The sequence below is a fragment of the Litorilinea aerophila genome (genome assembly GCF_006569185.2).
Taxonomy (GTDB): domain Bacteria; phylum Chloroflexota; class Anaerolineae; order Caldilineales; family Caldilineaceae; genus Litorilinea; species Litorilinea aerophila.
Genome location: NZ_VIGC02000026.1, coordinates 52,727 through 70,469, shown reverse-complemented (window position 1 = coordinate 70,469; position 17,743 = coordinate 52,727). Strand labels below are relative to the sequence as shown.

Annotated in this window: 14 protein-coding genes and 1 pseudogene; 3 read left to right on the top strand and 12 right to left on the bottom strand. The window is 67.0% G+C overall.

The window, feature by feature from the left end:
- Positions 1-61: 61 nt before the first annotated feature.
- The 6 genes and pseudogenes from FKZ61_RS17940 to dgoD form a co-directional block, all read right to left on the bottom strand.
- Positions 62-1,720 (bottom strand): annotated as a pseudogene (locus FKZ61_RS17940) (propanediol/glycerol family dehydratase large subunit); the annotation flags it as partial.
- A 208-nt stretch (positions 1,721-1,928) separates the two neighbouring features.
- A complete protein-coding gene (locus FKZ61_RS17935; RefSeq protein ID WP_170199941.1) occupies positions 1,929-2,897 on the bottom strand; it encodes a sugar kinase in 969 nt (322 codons plus the stop codon).
- Complete coding sequence (locus FKZ61_RS17930; protein ID WP_170199939.1) at positions 2,894-3,541, bottom strand: bifunctional 4-hydroxy-2-oxoglutarate aldolase/2-dehydro-3-deoxy-phosphogluconate aldolase; 648 nt, start codon at positions 3,539-3,541, stop codon at positions 2,894-2,896. Before FKZ61_RS17930 ends, FKZ61_RS17935 begins: the two co-directional genes overlap by 4 nt.
- Positions 3,542-3,558: 17 nt before the next feature.
- On the bottom strand, positions 3,559-4,302 hold the full coding sequence (locus FKZ61_RS17925; protein WP_141611515.1) for an NAD-dependent epimerase/dehydratase family protein: 744 nt from the start codon (positions 4,300-4,302) through the stop codon (positions 3,559-3,561).
- Between the two features lie 25 nt (positions 4,303-4,327).
- Entirely contained in the window at positions 4,328-5,485 is a 1,158-nt protein-coding gene (locus FKZ61_RS17920) for a mandelate racemase/muconate lactonizing enzyme family protein (RefSeq protein ID WP_141611514.1), read from the bottom strand.
- A 12-nt stretch (positions 5,486-5,497) separates the two neighbouring features.
- Entirely contained in the window at positions 5,498-6,619 is a 1,122-nt protein-coding gene (dgoD, locus tag FKZ61_RS17915) for a galactonate dehydratase (RefSeq protein WP_211358621.1), read from the bottom strand.
- 192 nt (positions 6,620-6,811) lie between these two features.
- On the opposite strand from dgoD, the gene FKZ61_RS17910 reads away from it, so the two are divergent.
- The gene (locus tag FKZ61_RS17910; RefSeq protein ID WP_141611512.1) at positions 6,812-7,726 is read left to right on the top strand and encodes a dihydrodipicolinate synthase family protein; all 915 of its coding nucleotides are present in this window, start codon (positions 6,812-6,814) and stop codon (positions 7,724-7,726) included.
- 11 nt (positions 7,727-7,737) lie between these two features.
- Here FKZ61_RS17910 and FKZ61_RS17905 read toward each other — a convergent pair whose 3' ends face one another.
- From FKZ61_RS17905 to FKZ61_RS17880, 6 genes are all read right to left on the bottom strand, one after another.
- Positions 7,738-8,385, bottom strand: a complete 648-nt coding sequence (locus tag FKZ61_RS17905; protein WP_141611511.1) for a ThuA domain-containing protein — start codon at positions 8,383-8,385, stop codon at positions 7,738-7,740.
- A 9-nt stretch (positions 8,386-8,394) separates the two neighbouring features.
- Positions 8,395-9,693 carry an alpha/beta fold hydrolase gene (locus FKZ61_RS17900; protein WP_141611510.1) on the bottom strand — a complete coding sequence of 433 codons (1,299 nt, stop codon included), beginning with the start codon at positions 9,691-9,693 and terminating at the stop codon, positions 8,395-8,397.
- 81 nt (positions 9,694-9,774) lie between these two features.
- A complete protein-coding gene (locus FKZ61_RS17895) occupies positions 9,775-10,590 on the bottom strand; it encodes a glycerophosphodiester phosphodiesterase (protein WP_170199938.1) in 816 nt (271 codons plus the stop codon).
- A gap of 103 nt (positions 10,591-10,693) precedes the next feature.
- Complete coding sequence (locus tag FKZ61_RS17890; protein WP_141611508.1) at positions 10,694-12,400, bottom strand: IlvD/Edd family dehydratase; 1,707 nt, start codon at positions 12,398-12,400, stop codon at positions 10,694-10,696.
- A gap of 25 nt (positions 12,401-12,425) precedes the next feature.
- Positions 12,426-14,054, bottom strand: coding sequence for a glycerophosphodiester phosphodiesterase family protein (locus FKZ61_RS17885; protein ID WP_141611507.1), 1,629 nt, complete (start codon positions 14,052-14,054; stop codon positions 12,426-12,428).
- Positions 14,051-14,581: an HAD family hydrolase gene (locus tag FKZ61_RS17880; RefSeq protein ID WP_141611506.1), complete on the bottom strand. Its 531-nt coding sequence runs from the start codon at positions 14,579-14,581 to the stop codon at positions 14,051-14,053. Before FKZ61_RS17880 ends, FKZ61_RS17885 begins: the two co-directional genes overlap by 4 nt.
- Positions 14,582-14,891: 310 nt before the next feature.
- Here FKZ61_RS17880 and FKZ61_RS17875 point away from each other — a divergent pair, with 310 nt between their 5' ends.
- Together FKZ61_RS17875 and FKZ61_RS17870 are read left to right on the top strand one after the other, a co-directional pair.
- Positions 14,892-15,689 carry a sulfite exporter TauE/SafE family protein gene (locus tag FKZ61_RS17875; protein ID WP_229964307.1) on the top strand — a complete coding sequence of 266 codons (798 nt, stop codon included), beginning with the start codon at positions 14,892-14,894 and terminating at the stop codon, positions 15,687-15,689.
- Positions 15,686-17,698: a metallophosphoesterase gene (locus FKZ61_RS17870; RefSeq protein ID WP_170199934.1), complete on the top strand. Its 2,013-nt coding sequence runs from the start codon at positions 15,686-15,688 to the stop codon at positions 17,696-17,698. The genes FKZ61_RS17875 and FKZ61_RS17870 overlap by 4 nt, the downstream gene beginning before the upstream one ends.
- Positions 17,699-17,743: the final 45 nt, after the last annotated feature.

Below are 17,743 nucleotides of genomic sequence, written 5' to 3'. Positions count from 1 at the left end.
GTTTGGCCGGCCCAATCTCCACCAGCCGTTTGCACGGCTCGCCCACCTGGTCCTTGATGAAATCCTGGGGCGGGCGGGCCTGGGGAATGGCCTGGATCTCCTGCCAGCGTTCGCCCTCCACCCGGTAGCCGGTGCCCGGGCCGGTGTAGTCGTTGGGGTCGTTGATGGCGCTGAGCACCCGGAAGTGGCGGTCGAAGATGGCCGACGGCTGCAGGTAATCCCCGGCCACCCGCTGGCGCCCCATCTCCAGGATGTTCTGGGCGGTGCGGGTGAAGCCCCGGCGGTGCAAGGCCTGGACCACGGTCAGCATGCCTTCTTCGCCGGCCAGGAAGCGGTCCGCCGCTTCCAGATCGGCCACCAGGTCCCGCTCGGGCATGTCGTCACTGCTGTGGGCGATGACCGCAGCCTCCACCTCCTCGTCGCTGATGGGGGGGAAGCCCAGCTCGGCGTACACGGCCTGGATGGCCCGGGCGGCCTCCCGGCGGATGGCCAGGGCCTCTTCCTCGGTGATGGGGCGCAGGCCGCCGTCCACCTGCATGTCCCGCTGGAGGACGTTGTAGTCGTCGAAGTCTTCGGCGTCGAAGTTGCCGCCGCCGAAGAGGTTGTCCCGCTTGGGCACGGCGCTGTAGCCGGAGAAGATGAAGTCGGTGCCGGGGATGAACTGGAGCATCAGCTTGGCCGACTTGCGGATGGCCGAGTGGGAGGCCAGGGCATCGTTGCCCGAGGCCACTTCCAGCCCGAGCATGGAGGCCAGCAAATTTTCGGCCAACACCGCGCGCACGCCGCCAGGCAGGGATTCGGGCAGGGCGATGCAGGAGATGGAGCCGTTCTGGACACCCTGGCTGCCCGCGCCCCGCACTACCTGCAGGCAGCGGGCCTCCAGGTAGAGCATGGAGCAGCCCTCCGCGTTGCCCATGAGGGCCTCGGAGCCGGTGCCGGAGGTGAAGCGCACCTTCACGCCCCGGGAGGCGTAGGCCGAGGCCAGGAAGGCCTTGGACCAGGGGGTGTCGTCGCCGTCCACGAAGGTGCGCTCGGTGCCGTAGACGGAGAGGGTTTCGGCGTAGGTGGTGAGCCCCTTCATGGCCAGGCGCAGGCCCAGGGCTTCCTCCACGGCACACTGGGTCAGCACGCCGCCCCGGCCCGTCTGGGTGCCGATGAGCACGGCCAGGGCGTTGAAGGGCGCGTTGCGGGCCACCCGCACGGTGGTTTCCACCTCGGCGAAACCCCGCAGGCTGGCTTCGGCCGCGTCTGCCGCCAGCAGGGCCGGGTGTTCCCGCCAGTTGGTGACGTGGGCCTGGTTGGCCGGCGTGCGGCGCACCCGCATCTTGCCCAGGCCCACCATCATCTCCAGCACGTTCATGTGGCGGATGATGTCGCAGAGCTTGGCCGGGGTGCAGCCCCGGGCCAGCCGCCGGACGGCCGCGGCCGGGACGTTGATGTCCACCAGCATGCGGGCGATGGTTTGGGAGGGGGTGGCCATGGCTTCCTCGGCCACGGCCAGGTCCAGGCTGTGGTCGGCGATGAACAGGTCGAGCATGTCGAAATCGGCCCGCTGGCGGCCGTCCATCTCCACGACCCGGCCCCCTTCCATGCGCAGGCTGGGCTGGGGGTCATACGGGCTGTCGGTCACCACCAGGCCAGCTTTGGGCCACGGCTCCACGAAGGTTTCCTGGTTGATGTCCCGTTGGGCCAGAATGGCAAATCGGCGTGATTGCGCCATCGCGTTCCTCCCCGTGGAATGATACCGATTCTCTGGCGAAGATTCTCTGGCAAAGTAGTGCTCATGACTTCGTAGGTCCGGTTTCTATACCGGGCCTACGAGTAGTCCTACCACGATGCCTTTTGGTTAGACAATCGGTATTCTCTGTACAATCTGTGGCTCTACCGTGTTTCCCCTGGAAGCGGCATCTACCCCGGCCCGCCGGAGGTTAGCGGACCAGGGTCGTGTGGCTGGCCTGGATCAGGGATTCCACTTCCTCGGGGGTGGTGACGATCATATCACCGTGTTGGCTCAGGGCCAAGGCCGCCAGCACCACCCCCGTCTGCAGGCCCCGGCGCAGGTCGCCGTCCAGCCAGCCGTGGATGACGCCCGCGGCCAGCCCATCCCCGGCGCCGGGCCGGTCGATGATCTGGACCGGCTGGGCCGGCTCGTGGTGGAAGTCCTGTCCATCGAAGGCCAGGACGCCGGCCTCCGCCAGGGACATGACCACCAGCCGCGCGTGGGTGATCTCTGCCAGCCGCTGCACCATCTCCTCCGGCGGGCCGTCCAGGCCAAAGAGGTTGCGGGCGTCGCCCCGGCCACAGAAGAAGAGGTCGATCTCCTGGACCAGGGGGACGATGGTCTCGGCGGCTTCTTGGGGCGTCCAGAGCTTGCTGCGGAAGTTCACATCGAAGCTGATGGCCACCCCTTGCTGACGGGCCCGGCGTACCGCCTCTTCCACGATGGCCTTGCAGCCGGGGGAGAGGGGCGGCGTGATGCCGGTGAGGTGGATCAGCCGGGTGTCCAGCAGGTAGTCCCAGGGGATGTCTCCGGGGGTGAGGCGGGCCGCGCAGGAATTGGCCCGGTCGTAGATGACCTGGGTGGCCCGGGGCGGTGCGGCGAACTCCACGTAGTAGGTGCCCATGCGCCCCTCGTTGGACCAGACGACCCCTTCCAGATCCACGCCGGCTACCCGCAGGTGGTTGGCCAGGTTGCGGCCCAGGGGATTCTTGGGCAGGCCGCCCACCCAGGCGCTGCGGCGGCCCAGGCGGGCCAGGGCCACGGCCAGGTTGGCTTCGGCACCGCCGGGGCGCATGTCCAGCCGGTCGGCCGTCTCCAGGCGTACGCCCACCGGCACGCTGAGGCGCAGCATGGCCTCGCCGGTGGTGGTCACATCGAAACGTGGTTGCGTACTCATGGGCGCTTGGCTTCCTCCCATGCCTGGCGGATCTTGTGGGCGCGGGCCATGAGATCTTCCCGGGATTGGTCCGGGCCGGTGACCAGGGCGCTGCCCAGGCCGACCGCGGCCGCGCCGGCACGGATATAGTCGCCCACGTTCTCGGGCGTCACGCCGCCGGTGGGGATGAAGAGGATGTCGTCCAGGGGCGCGCGCAGGGCCTTGAGATATTTGGGCCCCACCACGTCCGAAGGGAAGAGCTTGACCGCCTTGCAGCCGGCCCGGTACGCGGTCTCGGCCTCGGTGGGGGTGAAGATGCCAGGCAGGTGGAGGACATCTCGAGCCTGGGCCTGCTCCACCGTGGCCAGGTCCAGGTTGGGGGCCACGGTGAACTGGGCGCCGGCGGCCACCGCTTCTTCAAACTGGGCCCGGGTGCGCACGGTGCCGGCGCCCACCAGCATACGGTCGCCGAAGCGTTCCCGCAGGCGGGCGATGGCGTCCAGCGCGCCGGTGGTGTTGAGGGTGACTTCCATGACCAGGACGCCCGCGTCCTGGAGGGTGTCGGCGATCTCCAGGAGGCGCGGGGTGGGAAAGTTGCCCCGCACGATGGCGATCAGCCCTTCCTGGCAGACCTGCTGAAGGTGCCTGTCTATGTTGGTGGGCATGGTGTGGATCCTTTCCGCTACTGGCTCGCGTTCTGTTTGGCCAGCTCGAAGGCGTCGTCCTGGGGATCGTAGCCCAGGATTTCCCGCGCGTCGCTGATGTCCAGCCGTTTCCATCGGTTGTTCGAAACCCCATGGAAGACCCGGTAGTCCAGGCTGTCATCGGCTTCGATGGCCGCGGTCACCAGCCGGGTCAGGTCTTCGTAGGTCAGGGTGATGTCGATGTACGGGTGATCCACCCGGATCTCGGGGCTGTTCCGGTCCACCACCCAGCCGAAGCGCAGGCAGATGGCCGAGAGGGGCGTCTGGGTGCCGTAGTAGGCGGCCACGGCCTCGCCCCAGGCCTTGCTGGCGCCGTACAGGTTGGGCGGGCGCACCGGGTGATGGGTGGTGGTCACCTGGACGTCCGGTGGGTAGGCGAAGACGGCGTTGACGCTGCTGGCGAAGATGACTCGACGGCAGCCGGCCCGTCGGGCGGCCTCGAAGACGTTGTAGACCGCGATGACGTTGTTGGGCAGCAGGCTCTCCCAGGTGGCCTGCATGCTGGGGTCGGCGCCCAGGTGCACCACCGTGTCCACCCCCTGGCAGAGGGGCACCACGGCTTCGAAGTCGGCCAGGTTGGCCTGGATGAAGGGGAAGCCGTGGCTGTCGGCTGGGGTGCGGATGTCGGTCAGGACCAGGTCATAGCGGTCCACCCACTGTCGGGTGAGGAAGCTGCCGATGCGGCCGGCCGCACCGGTGATCAGAACCTTGCGCTTGCTCATGGGCTCCTCCTTGATGACGTCATCGTTATTCGAACCAGGTGGTGCCCGGGAACTGGTACTGGCGGGCCACCTCTTCGTCCAGCTCCACGCCGATGCCGGGCCGGTCGGTCAGGGTGATGTAGCCGTCCTGGATGATGTCGGTCTTTTCCTGGATGATGGTGGTCCAGTAGTCCCGGTGGAGCCAGTGGAACTCCAACACCAGGAAGTTGGGCACGGTGGCGCAGACATGGGCCGAGGCCAGGGTACCGATGGGCGACGAGACGTTGTGGGGCGCGAAGGGCATGTAGTAGATTTCGGCCAGGTTGGCGATCTTGCGGCACTCCGACAGGCCGCCACACTTGGGGATGTCCGGCATGATGATGTTGACGGCCTGCTTCTCGATGAGCTCCCGGAAGCCGTGGCGCAGGTAGAGGTTCTCCCCGCTGCAGATGGGGGTGCTGGTGGAGCGGGTGACTTCCCGCATGGCGTCGATGTTCTCCGCCGGCACCGGCTCTTCCAGCCAGAGGAGGTGGAACTGCTCCAGGTCCCGGGCCAGGCGGATGGCGCTGGGCACATCCAGCCGGGTGTGGACATCTGCGGCCACGTCCACGTTTTTGCCCGCGGCCCGGGTGACCATCTCCACCATCTCCACCATGCGCTCGTGTTCCCACTGGCCCGCGGTGTAGTTGAATTTGTCCTTGGTGAAGCCGGCCACCTCGCTGCCGGCGTGGCCATAGGCGTGGATGTCCAGGTCGATCTTCAGGGCGGTGAAGCCTCGCTCCAGCACCTGGTCCACCACCTGCTGGATCTCGTCGAAGTTCATGCCGGGCTCCACCTGGCAGTCGGCGTAGACCCGGATCTTGTCTCGGAACTTGCCGCCCAGCAGCTCGTAGACGGGCACGCCCAGGGCCTTGCCCTTCAGGTCCCACAGCGCGATCTCAATGCCGGTCAGGGCGGTGATGAGGGCGCCGGCGAAGCCGCCATCGAAGACGTGGCTGCGCCGCAGCTCTTCGAAGATGGCGTCGATGGCGAAGGGGTCCCGGCCGATGAGGCGGGGCGCCAGGTTCTGGATAATGGCGATGGCCTGCTTGCCGCCGTGGACACATTCGCCCAGGCCGGTGATGCCGGCGTCGGTCTCCACTTTGACCCAGAGGTGCATGCCGTGGCCGCGGGTGGCGGCGGTTTTGACAGAGGTGATTTTCATGATGGCTCTCTCCTACCAGTCGATGGCCGCGCCGTCGTCCGGGTGATAGGTTTCGGGGTTGCGCCAGTCGTGGCCGATCTTGTCGGCCAGGGCTTCCTCGTCCAGCTCGATGCCCAGGCCGGGGCCGGTGGGCAGTTCCAGGTAGCCGTCCTTGAAGGTAAAGGGCTGCTTCAGGTAGCCTTCCCCAAAGGTGGTGTGTTCCTGGGCCAGGAAGTTGGGGATGGAGGCGTCCAGGTGGATGCCCGCGGCCAGGGAGATGGGCCCCAGGGGGCAGTGGGGCGCGATGGCGGCGTAGTAGGCTTCGGCCATCCCGGCGATGAGGCGAGCTTCGAAGATGCCGCCCGCGTGGGAGATGTCGGGCTGGAGGATGGAGGCGGCCCGCTTTTCCAGGATCTCCCGGAAGCCCCACTTGGTAAAGATCCGTTCGCCGGTGGCGATGGGCAGATGGGTCTTGCGGGCGATGTCGGCCAGGACGTCCACGTTCTGGCACTGGACCGGCTCCTCCACGAAGAGGGGCTGGTAGGGCTCCAGGGCCTTGATGAGGAGCATGGCCGTCTGGGGGCTGACCGCGCCGTGGAAGTCGATGGCGATGTCCACCTCCTTGCCCACGGCCTCCCGGATGGCGGCGAAGCGCTCCACCACGTGGTCCACGAAGCCGGGGGTCTCGATGATGCGGGCCGGGCGGGGGCCGCCCACGCCGGTCTTGATGGCGATGAAGCCCCGTTCCACTGCGGCTTTGGCATTGGCCACGGCCTCTTCCACACTGCCGCCGCCGATGCCTTTGTAGACCTTGATGCGATCCCGCAGGGGGCCGCCCAGCATCTTGTACACCGGCAGCCCCACGGCCTTGCCGGCCAGATCCCACAGCGCGTGCTCGATGCCCGAGAGCGCGCTGGTGAGGATGGGTCCGCCCCGGTAGAAGGCATGCTTGTAGATGGCCTGCCAGTGGTGCACCACCCGGGTGGGATCTTTGCCCACCAGGTAGGGCTCCACTTCGGCCACTGCCTGGGCCACGGTCCGCGCTCGCCCTTCCAGGATGGGTTCGCCCAGGCCTACCAGGCCTTCGTCGGTGTGAATCTTCAGAAAAAGCCAGCGGGGTTTGACCAGGAAGGTTTCCAGTTTGGTGATCTTCACAACGATACCCTGCTTTCTACGGGTTGAATGGGAGTTTTTTGTGCTGTGCCTGGCATGTGGCACCATGGGAGCGGCGTGATGGCATCACTGCCCTTAAGTTTAACCGTAGCCAGGGGAATTGCTCAAACCGGCAACCCCGTGTTATAACCCTGGCTGTAACGACCGTGCATGCACCCTTCAGGGAGGACTCCAATGGAACTGAGCGCCATTCAACAGGCCCTACACACCGTCTCGGCCATCCCGGTGACCCCGTTCACCGAAAGTGGGGAGGCCGATTTCGCCACCTACGCCGCCCTGGTGGAGCGGATGGTGGCCGGCGGCATCACGGTGGTGACGCCCAACGGCAACACCGGCGAATTCTATTCCCTGACGCCTGAAGAGCATCGAGCCGCAGTCCAGGCCGCGGTAGCCGGCGCCCAGGGCAAGGCACTGGTGCTGGCCGGCGTGGGCTTCGATGCCGCCACGGCCGCTGCCATGGCCCGGGATGCCGCCTCCCTGGGGGCCCACGCGGTGATGGTCCACCAGCCGGTACACCCCTACCGCTCTGACGAAGGCTGGATCGCCTATCACAAGGCCATTGCCGACGCGGTGCCGGCGTTGGGCGTGGTGCCCTATGTGCGGGACGCGGCCATCGGCGCGGCGGCCCTGGGCGGCCTGGCCGACGCCTGCCCCAATTTTGTGGGCGTGAAATATGCCGTGGCCAATCCCCAGCTCTTCGCCACCCTGGTGCGCCAGGTGGGGCCGGACCGCCTGGCCTGGATCTGCGGCATCGCGGAATCGTGGGCGCCCTTCTTCTGGCCCGGCGGCGCGCACGGCTTTACCTCCGGCCTGGTCAACGTGATCACCGGGCCCTCCCTGCAGATGCAACAGGCCCTGGAACAGGGGGACTACGCCCGGGCCATGGCCATCTGGGCCCAGGTGCGCCCTTTTGAGGAGCTGCGGGCCCGGCGCAACAACGCCAACAACGTCTCCGCGGTGAAGGAAGCCATGGCCCAGATGGGGCTGTGCAGTCGGACAGTCCGCCCGCCCATCTCCGAGCTGTCCGAAGCGGAGCGCCAGGAGGTGACCCAGATCCTGGCGACCCTGGGCGTGGCGGAGAAGGCGTAACAGGCCGCCCGTTACCCCCGGCGCTCCCCCAACCATCCCACTGCCTGCCCCACCAGCTGCTGGTAGGCCGGCAGGCTCCATACGGCCGGGCCGTGGCCCAGGGCGATGTGGGCCACCCGTCCCTGGCCCACCCCTTTGCTCCAGACCATGGGGTGACAGAGACCCCGGTCCATGGCGACCATGTGAATGGCCACGTCTGGCTCGTAGATCTGGATGTAAAACTCGTCGTGGACGGTGAAGGCCTCGATGCCCTCGGTGATGGGGTGGGGGCCGTACATGGGATAGACGGTAAAGGCGAATTGGGGCGGATGGCTTTCAAAGGCGCCGCCCATCAGCCCACGCAGGGTCGGGTTGTTGCGGGCGGAGACGGTGGCTGCATGCAGGGCCAAGAGCCCGCCGCCGCTGGCCACCCATTCCGCCAGGGAGCGGGCCTGGCCCTCGTCGATGCCCGCCGCGTCCGGCGCCTCTGCCGTGGGGCCGCTGAGGCAGGTGTAGAGGATCACCACGTCTACATCGCCCAGATCGTGGAGGCGATTCAGCTCATAGGTCGCCTCCACCTGGGCGCCTCCCCGGGCCAACACCGGCGTCAGGGTGGCGGCAAAGCCATCGAAGTCATGGTAGGTGCCGCCCAGCACCAGCAAAATGCGATGTGCTTGCATGCTTCCTCCTCATCCGCCCCGGGCCATGGCCAACAGGCGCTCCAGGATGCGTTCGCCGTCAGCCCGCAGGCCGTTGTGTTGGTACTCGTTGGTCACCCAGATGCGCATGCCCCGGATCTGGCGGGCCGTTTCCTCGGAAAATTCCCGCTCCACGTACATGTCGTCGTAGTAGATGACCGCAGCGCAGGGGACCCGGTTGGCCCGTAGGGTGGCCACGTCGTAGAGCTGGGGCCATCCCTCGTAGCCCGCCAGGATCTCCGCCGCCTCCCGCAGGGGGCGCAATGCCCCATACTCCTCGAACATCCACGGATAGACCATCTCGCCGGTGAAGTAGACCGGCCTGCCCGCCGCGGGTTCAAAGTCTGGAAATTCCCGGCGTACCCGTTGCGCCGACCAGCGGGACGCCTGGTGCTGGCAGTAGATGGCCTCGTGCAGGATGGCGTAGATGGGGTTGGTGTCGAAGGACTGGGCATTCTCCACGCCCCGCAGGAAGGGGTAGCTCAGTTCCCGGCCCTGGCGGCCCGCCACAAAAGCCTGCTCCAGCAGGTAGTGGACCTCCTCAAAGCCGGTGCTGCTGCCGAAGGCGATGCCCAACTGCTGGAAACGGCGGGGGGGGAGCCGGTCTCCGGTGGGCAGGCGCACCTCCTCCCGCTGCAGATGGGCCACGATTTCCTGGACCCGGGCCACGTCCTCCGGGTAGCGGTCATAGTAGCGGCGGTTCATCTCCAGCACCCGCCGGTAGGTGGCCCGATAGACGTGATCCGGCGGCCGCTCCAGGGGTGGCAGCCCCCCCGTGATCAGCACCTCCCGCAGCCCCTCCGCCGCGGCCGAGAGGTAGTGGACCGCGCAGAATCCGCCGAAGCTCTGGCCCAGCACGCTCCACGGCCGATCCTCGCCCACCAGCATCCGGCGGATGGCTTCCGCGTCCCGGACGATGGCATCGGCCCGGAAGTGGCGCAGGTAGTCGGCCTGCTCCCGGGCCGTGGCCAGGCGGGCCAGGGTCTGGGCCGTGGCCGGGCTGCTGAGGCCGGTGCCCCGCTGGTCCAGCAGGAGTACCCGGAACTCGGCCAGGGCCCGCTTGAGCCAGCCCTGATTTTCCAGGGGCCGGGGCGCGCCGAAGCCGGGGCCGCCCTGCAGGAAGAGCAGCCAGGGCAGCTCTTTGTCCTCATGCCCGGCCGCCACCACCTCCCGGGCGTAGACGGTGATCTCGCCCCGGTCGGGGTCGGCGTAGTCCAGGGGCAGTTGGAATTCGTGGCTGCGAAGGACCAGGCCTGGCAGCCGGTGGGTGTGCAGATGGCGATGGTTCATGGGGGATTCATCCGTTGGGTGCTGGCAGGTTGACTGTTGACCAAAGGTTGACTCGAATCGGGCTGGAGCGGCGGCGCGGCATCACCGCCGGGCGGCCGCCAGGGCTGCGCTGAACTGCTCGGGCGCGTCGGCGACGAACCAGTGTACGCCCAGGTCGATCAGCCGGCGCAGGGACGGACCGTCGAAGCGGAAGGGCCGCAACTGAAGGACGGCGCCCACCTTCCGCAGGCGCTCCTGGGCGTACTGCAAAAAAGCTTCATCCAACAGGTAGCGGATGGCGTCCTGATCGGCTGCAGCGTGCAGGTGCATCTGGAGCTGGGTGATGCCGGCGAAGTCGGTCCGGGCCAGATGTTCGAAGCCGGCCTGAATTTTCTCTGGGGAGCCGCTGAGCCAGGTCATGGTGGGCACGCCGGGAAAGAGGCGCTGCAGCTCCAGGAGCCAGGCGGGATTCCCGGCGATGAAGAGGATCTGGTCCCACACGCCGTATTCATCGAGGAGCCGGCCCAGGGCCTGGAAGTCGGCGTCCTTGACCTCCAGGTAGAGGGCCCGCTCTGGGTGGCCGCTGAGCTCGGCCAGCACTTCCCGCAGGGTGGGGACGTGCTGGCCGGCGTAGGCCGGGCTGAAGCGGACGCCGGCATCCCAGCGACGCACTTCCGCTTCGGTCAGCCGGGAGACGGGCACATCTTTGTACTCGTCGGGCGCGTCGGTGGTGCGGGCCAGGGTGGCGTCGTGGAGGCAGATCAGCACCCCGTCTCGGGTGGTGCGCACGTCCGTTTCGGGGATGGCGCCAGGAAAGTGCCAGGCATGGCGGAAGGCGACCAGGGTGTTTTCCGGCCGTTCATCCACGCTGCCCCGGTGGGCCTGGAAGTAGATCCGGTTGGGATCGGCTTGAAACATGGGCCAGTGCCTCTTGAGATGGCTCATCTACCACAAATGTGTGCTGCCCATCCCGATTTCCCAGGGAACCAGACAGGTTCGCACCCATTTGGGAGATGAGCTTTCAGAATTTGGGCTGTTCCTGGGCGGTGACAGGGTCGCTGCCGGCCAGGAAATCGAAGTCGCAGCCTTGGGGCGCCTGAAGCACATGCTGGAGGTAGAGCCAGCCATAGCCCCGGCGGAAGGCGGGCCGGGGCGGTTGCCAGGCAGCCCGGCGCCGCTCCAGCTCGGCCGGATCCACGTGGAGGATCAGGCGGCGGTTGGGCACGTCCAGCTCGATCTCGTCGCCGTCCTGCACCAGGGCCAGGGGACCGCCCACCGCGCTCTCCGGCGCCACATGGAGGACGATGGTGCCAAACGCCGTGCCGCTCATGCGCGCGTCGGAGATGCGCACCATGTCCCGCACCCCTTCCCGCAGCAACTTGGCCGGGATGGAGAAGTTGCCCACCTCGGGCATGCCGGGCCCACCCACCGGCCCCACGTTCTGCAGGACCAGCACATCGTCCGGTTTCACGTCCAGGTTCGGGTCGTCCAGCCGGGCCCGCAGGTCGTCCATCCCCCGGAAGACCACGGCCCGCCCCCGGTGTTGGAGCAGGTGGGGCGATGCCGCGCCCTGCTTGATGATGGCCCCGTCGGGCGCCAGGTTGCCCCGCAGCACCGCGATGCCCCCTTCCGGCTGGAGGGGGTTGTCCAGGGGCCGGATGATGTCGGCATCCTGGACTGTGGCCTGCTGCACATTTTCCGCCAGGGTGCGGCCGGTCACGGTCGGGGCATCGCCGTGGAGCAAAGGCAGGAGCTCCTTGATCAGGGCTGCAGTGCCCCCGGCGTAGTAGAGGTCCTCCATCTGGTAGCGGCCGATGGGGCGCACGTTGGCGATCACCGGCGTGCGTCGGCTGATCTGGTCGAAGCGCTCCAGGGGCAGCTCGATGCCCAGGCGGCGGGCGATGGCCGGCAGGTGGACCACCGCGTTGGTGCTGCCGCCCAGGGCGTTGAGCACCACGATGGCGTTGTGGAACGCTTCCGGCGTCATGATCTGGGAGGGGCGGATGCCTTCCCGGGCCAGGTGGACGATGCGCCGGCCGGCGGCGGTGGCCAGGCGCAGGCGCCGGGCGTCCACCGCGGGGATGGCGCCGTTGTTGGGCAGGGCCATGCCCAGGGCCTCGGCCAGGGTGTTCATGGTGGAGGCGGTGCCCATGACCATGCAGTGGCCGGGGCTGCGCACGATGCCGTCCTCGATCTCCCGGTAGGTGGCTTCGTCCAGGGTACCGGCCCGGTATTCCGCGGTGAGGCGGCGGCAGTCGGTGCACGCGCCCAGGATCTGTCCCCGGAAGTGGCCGTTGAGCATGGGGCCGCCGCCCACCAGGATGGCGGGCAGGTCGGCGCTGGCCGCGCCCATGAGCGCCGCCGGGGTGGTCTTGTCACAGCCGGTCAGCAGCACCACTCCGTCGATGGGCTGGGCCCGGATCATTTCCTCGGTGTCCATGGCGGCCAGGTTGCGGTAGAGCATGGAGGTGGGGTTGAGGAAGATCTCGCCCAGGGAGATGGTGGGAAACTCCAGGGGGAGCCCTCCGGCCTCCAGCACGCCCCGCTTCACGGCCTCGCAGAGTTCCCGAAAGTGTTGATGGCAGTTGTTGAGCTCGCTGTAGGTGTTGCAGATGCCGATGACGGGTCGGGCCATCTCCTCGTCGTCGTAGCCCATGGAGCGGGTGAAGGCCCGATGGGTAAAGCCGGCCACGCCGGATTCGCTGAAAAAGGTCTTGCTGCGGTTCATGGTTCACTCCATCTGCCAGGTGGGGTTACCTGCTGGCCTCGCCCATGGGGACGGTTTCCGCCTGGGGTTCGAAAGCCTCGGCTACAACCTGCCCCTGCCAGCTGGCCGGCGCGTCCAGGCCCAGGCAGCGCAGAATGGTGGGCGCGGTGTCGATGATGTCCACCGGGGTGGAGAGCCGATGGTTGGCGCGGATGCCCGGCCCGCTGATGATCCAGGGGATGGTGGTGTCCTCGGCGCGGGCGGCCCCGTGGCCGTGGTCGTGGCCGCCGTGATCCGCCACGACCAGGTAGACCGTCTCCTGGTGCGCTCCCACCGCCTCCAGCTCCTGGATGACCTGGCCCAGGATCTCGTCCGTGCGGCGCAGGGCTTCCAGGTAGGTGGGCGACATCCAGCCGTCCCGGTGGCCGACGCCGTCGGTGGCGTCCAGGTAGACGAAGGCGAAGGTGGGCAGCAGGCGGGCGATGGTGGTGGCCGCCATCTGGCCCACCTGGTGGAAGCCATCTTCGCTGAGCCGCCGGTAGAAGGCCAGCTCCAGGGTGCCGGGGGGTGCCAGGTCTCGCAGGGGCTCCCAGGTGTAGAAGGCGGCGGTCTGGTAGCCGGCCTGGCTGATGACCTGAACCAGGCTGGGGATGGCCGGCGACGGGGGCGTCCAGCGGTTGGTGGTGATGCCGTGGCGGGACGGGTGGCTGGAGAGGAAAAGGGACGCCAGGCAGGGCAGGGCGATGGCCGGGGTGACGGTCTGCGCGGAGAGGGTCCAGGCGCCCTGGGCCATCAGGCGGTGCAGGGTGGGGGCGGTGGCGGCAGAGATGGCATGGGAGATGGCATCAGCCCGGCAGCCGCCCAGCACGAAGAGCACCACCCGCCTGGGGCGGGGCGTCGTCTGGCTGGCGCCGCCGCCGGATGGCACGTATTCGGCGGCGATGCGGGCAAAGAGGTCGCCGTGGTTGAGGTTGACCATGTCCACCCCCCAGTCCAGGATCTGGCGGAAACCGACGGGATCCTTTTGTCGGTGATAGATCATGATCTGGAGTCCCCGGCGGCGGCATTCATCCACCAGGGCCTGGCTCATGTCCTGGAGGGAGACTTCCACGATGTTGGCGTGGTAGCGTTCGTGGGCCTGGATCACATCCTCCACGCTGGCCACGTTCATCTTCAGGGCCAGCCGGCGGTCCAGCTGGCGGAAGCGCAGCGCGTCTTCGTCCTTGCCGAACCAGAAGAAGCAGTCATCCTCCAGGCCGATTTCGTAGATCAGCGCGATGAGCCGGGAGAGATCCGCGGCCTTCACATCCAGGAAGACTTTGGCCTTGCCCTTGATCCAGCGCAGGAATTCCTCCAGCCGGGGGACCCGTTCGCCGGCGAAGCGGGGGTCGAACCAGCTGCCTGCATCCAACTGGTCGATCTCCGCGGCGGTGAGATCCGAAAAGTAGCCCACGCCGTTGGTGGTCTCCTCCAGTTGGGGTCCGTGGAAGAGGTAGAGGACGCCGTCCTTGCTGGTGTTGACGTCGATTTCCACGTAGTCCATGCCCCAGTCGATGCAGAGCTGGGCGGCGGCGTAGGTATTTTCCGGCGCGTACTCATTGGCGCCCTTGTGGCAGACGATTTGGATGGTGCGTCGGCCCGAGGGACGATGGGGCTGGGATGGCTGTTGGCTCATGACAGTGCCTTTTCCAATTCATCGATGAGCTGTAACAGTTGGAGGGGTTCCTTGATGGTGAACTGGGGCACCTCACCGGGGTCGGCTGGTACCTTGGCCCGTCGGGGGGCCCAGTCCAGCCAGACGCTGATCATGCCCATGTGATTGGCGCCCTTGATGTCCCGGGCCAGGTTGTTGCCCACCATGACCGTGCGCCGGTAGTCCGGTGGGTGGATCCCCAGCCGGGAGAGGGCGTAGTGGAAGATGGCCGGGTGGGGCTTTTCCACGCCCAGCTCGCCGGAGATGGCGAAGACATCGAAGAGATCCAGCAGGTTGTGCTGGGTCAGGACATGGTGAAAGGTGCCCACCGGCCCATCGGCAACCAGGGCCAGGGGATAGCCGCGGCGTTTCAGCTCTCGCACTGTCTCGGCGGCTCCTGGAATCAGTTCTGCCCGTAAGGTCACACCAGAGTCATCTTTGACTTCGGTCCCTTCATCCACCAAAGTGTCGCCACAGTCGAAGCAGATGGCCAGAATCCTCCCTGCCATGGGTTGTCTTCACCCTCTTTCTGCGCGCCCGCGGCGCTGGAAAAGCGGCCTTGGGGCACGTCTTCGTGGATCAGCGTGGGTGTCGGGGGTGAGGAGCGTACCTTGGCCCGAACCACTGGAGCAGGGGATCTCATCGGTTCTGGCCGGGTCTTTATCTCTGGCACACGCCCCCTGGATGATTGCTACTTCACCAGGGCAATGTTACAATGGCTCTGGTACAAATTGCAACAGCGGGTCTGTACCAAACTCGAGCGTTTTTCTCGAAACTGGCTTCAACTCTTTCAGACACACCCAACTAGAAAGCTACCCTGTGTCGTTGTCGTTGCCCCATTATCCGCCCATGTTTTGGGTAACCGCTGTTCTGGCCATTGTGCTCATCGGGGTGGCCAAGGCTGGATTCGGCGGTGGTGTCGGTGTGATCGCCACCCCGCTCATGGCACTCACCATCTCGGTGACCGATGCAGCAGCGTTGTTGCTGCCTCTTCTCATTATTGCGGATATTTTCTCTTTGCGCCACTATTGGCACACCTATGATCGGCCCAGCATCCAGCGGATGTTGCCCGGCGCCATCGTGGGCATCCTGCTGGGGGCCCTCTTTTTCGGCTATTTCAGCGACAACGAGCGGGTGCTCAAGGTGGGCATCGGCGTGCTGGCCCTGGCCTTTGTGGCCTACCAGGCGGGGCGTTCCCTTTTGTTGGGCGCGCTGACCAAGACCCAGCCGCCAGCCATCGCCGGCGTCTTCCTGGGCGCGGCGGCGGGTTTTACCTCCACCCTGGCCCACGCGGGCGGACCTCCGGCCACCATCTACCTGCTGCCCCAGCGGCTCCCCCGGGATATTTTCGTGGGGACCAACGTGATCTTCTTCAGTGCCCTCAACCTGATCAAGCTGATTCCGTATGCCTATCTGGGCCTGCTGCGGGTGGGCAACCTGACCACCATCCTGATCCTGTCCCCCCTGGCCTACCTGGGCGTTCGCCTGGGCGTCTACCTCAACCGACGCTTCAGCGACCGCTGGTTCAATCGGCTGGTCTATACGTTGTTGTTCCTGACGGGGGTCCAGCTCATCCTGGGCCGCAATCTGCTGGATCTTTTGTTGCAATGGGGATGACCCTGGATCGATCCTTCTTGCCGTCGGCCTCCATGGAATGGGTGGTCATTGCCGATACCCATTTCATGCTGGAATCTGACGGGGCGGCGACGGAGTTCTCTTCCCGCCGTCAACAGAGTGCCCGCACGGCCTTCGCCCTGGAGCTGGTGGCGGCCCTGGATGTTCCCCTGGTGGTCCACCTGGGCGACCTGGTGCAGACATTCCCAGAGCGGCCCGACTTCCCCCAGGCCGTGGATGCGGCCTGCGCCCAATGGGCCAGCCAGGGCCTACGGCCACGGCTGGTGGCCGGCAACCACGACGTGGGTGACAAGCCGGACCCCACCATGCCCACGGCCTGGGTGACCGGGGAATCCCTGGCGGCCTATCACCGTCGTTTTGGCCGCTCCTGGTATAGCTGGGATCAGGGTGGGATCCACTTTGTGGTGCTTAATTCCCAGCTTCTCAACAGCCCATTGCCCGCTGCGGCCGAGCAGCAGCGCTGGTGTGAAGCGGACCTGGCAGCCCAGGGCGATAGTCCCGTGGTCCTCTTCCTGCACCTGCCGCCCTACCTGGATCATCCCCAGGAAGCCGGCCTGGGCCATTACGATAACATCGACCTGCCGGCCCGCTCCTGGCTCTTGGAGCTGGTGGCCCGGCATCGGGTGGAGCTGCTCTTTGCGGCCCACGTACATTTTGCCTTTGTCGATCGGCTGCACGGCGCCCGCTATGTGGTGGTTCCGTCCGTCTCCTTTACCCGCCCCGGCTTTGGTGAGCTCTTCTCCAGCCCGCCTCCCCCAGAGCAGGGCCGTGATGACGTGGCCAAGTTGGGCTTTTACCTGGTCCGCCGGGGGGAGGACGGCGACTACCGGCTTCACCTGATCCGGACCGGTGGCGCGACCGGGGCCGCGACCTTCCGGCGCCTCTTAACCCGGGTCGCTCCCGATCTGCCCCACTCGCCGCTGGGCGTGTCGCTGCGCCATCCCCTGGCCTGGCGCACCGCGTTGCCGGCCGCCTGGCCTTCCCTGGTTCGTCAGCCGGCCCGCAACGATTACCCTGCCCTGGCCTGTTACGAACTGGGCGTACGCCATCTACGGGTGCCGGCTTCCGATCTGGAGGATAGCCTTCAGCGGGAGCGCCTGGACCTTTTGCGGCGGGAGGGGATCTCCATCACGGCCACCTGCCTCTGGCGCCCTGGCGATCCGTTTCCTGCCCGGGACATTCCGGAGATGGCGGATACGGTGGAAGTTGTGCTGCTGGGCACCCGTTGGCCGGACATGGCAGCCCTGGCCGCCGGGCTGGAAACGCTGGCCAGGCCGGTGTGCCTCTCGGTGGCTTTGCCCGGGCAGTTTGTGCCGGGTAAACAGCATCGGCGAACCCGTCTGGGATATATGCCGGAGGAGCTGCAGGAGCTCAACGCGCGCCTGGCCGCCGCCCATCTCCACGTCCACCGGGTGCTCTGCCGGCTCGATCCTGCCCAGGCATGGGCAACGGTGCCCCACCTGCCCCTGGATTCGTGGCGCCAGATCGGCGCCGTGGATTGGCTCATGGAGTGGCCCTCGGTCGAAGCGGCGGCCCAGCGGGCGGCTGTGGAAGCCCTGGCCGCGGTGGCGACCCAGGCCGACAGCCGCCTCTATGGGGAGCCCCTGATGGATCTGGACCGCACCATGGACGTCACACCGGGGCTGTTGGATCGCCTTTGCAATCCCCGGCCCCTCTTTCACCTGTTGCGCCACCTGAACACCCTGCTGTTCAGCAGCCCGGAGCGCTGGCACCTTCTCCCCGCCCCTGGGGTGGATGGCCAACAGGTTCTCGGCCTGGCCCGGCCCCATCAGGTACTCTGGCTGCTGCCGGAAGGGGATGGACGCCCATGGACCCTGGATGCCCGCTGGTATGCCCCCCTGAAACACGGGGCGCTAGAGGGCCGGCTGTATGGATTGGTCTCGGGCCAGATTCAGGTGCTGCCGCCGCTACCGTCGGCCGTTTCCCTGAATTTAGAAGAGCCGACAGCGCTGCTGCTGCGCGCTGCCTGAAGTTTCCTTCCCCCAGATCTATCCCAAACGTTGCCCCTGTTCAGC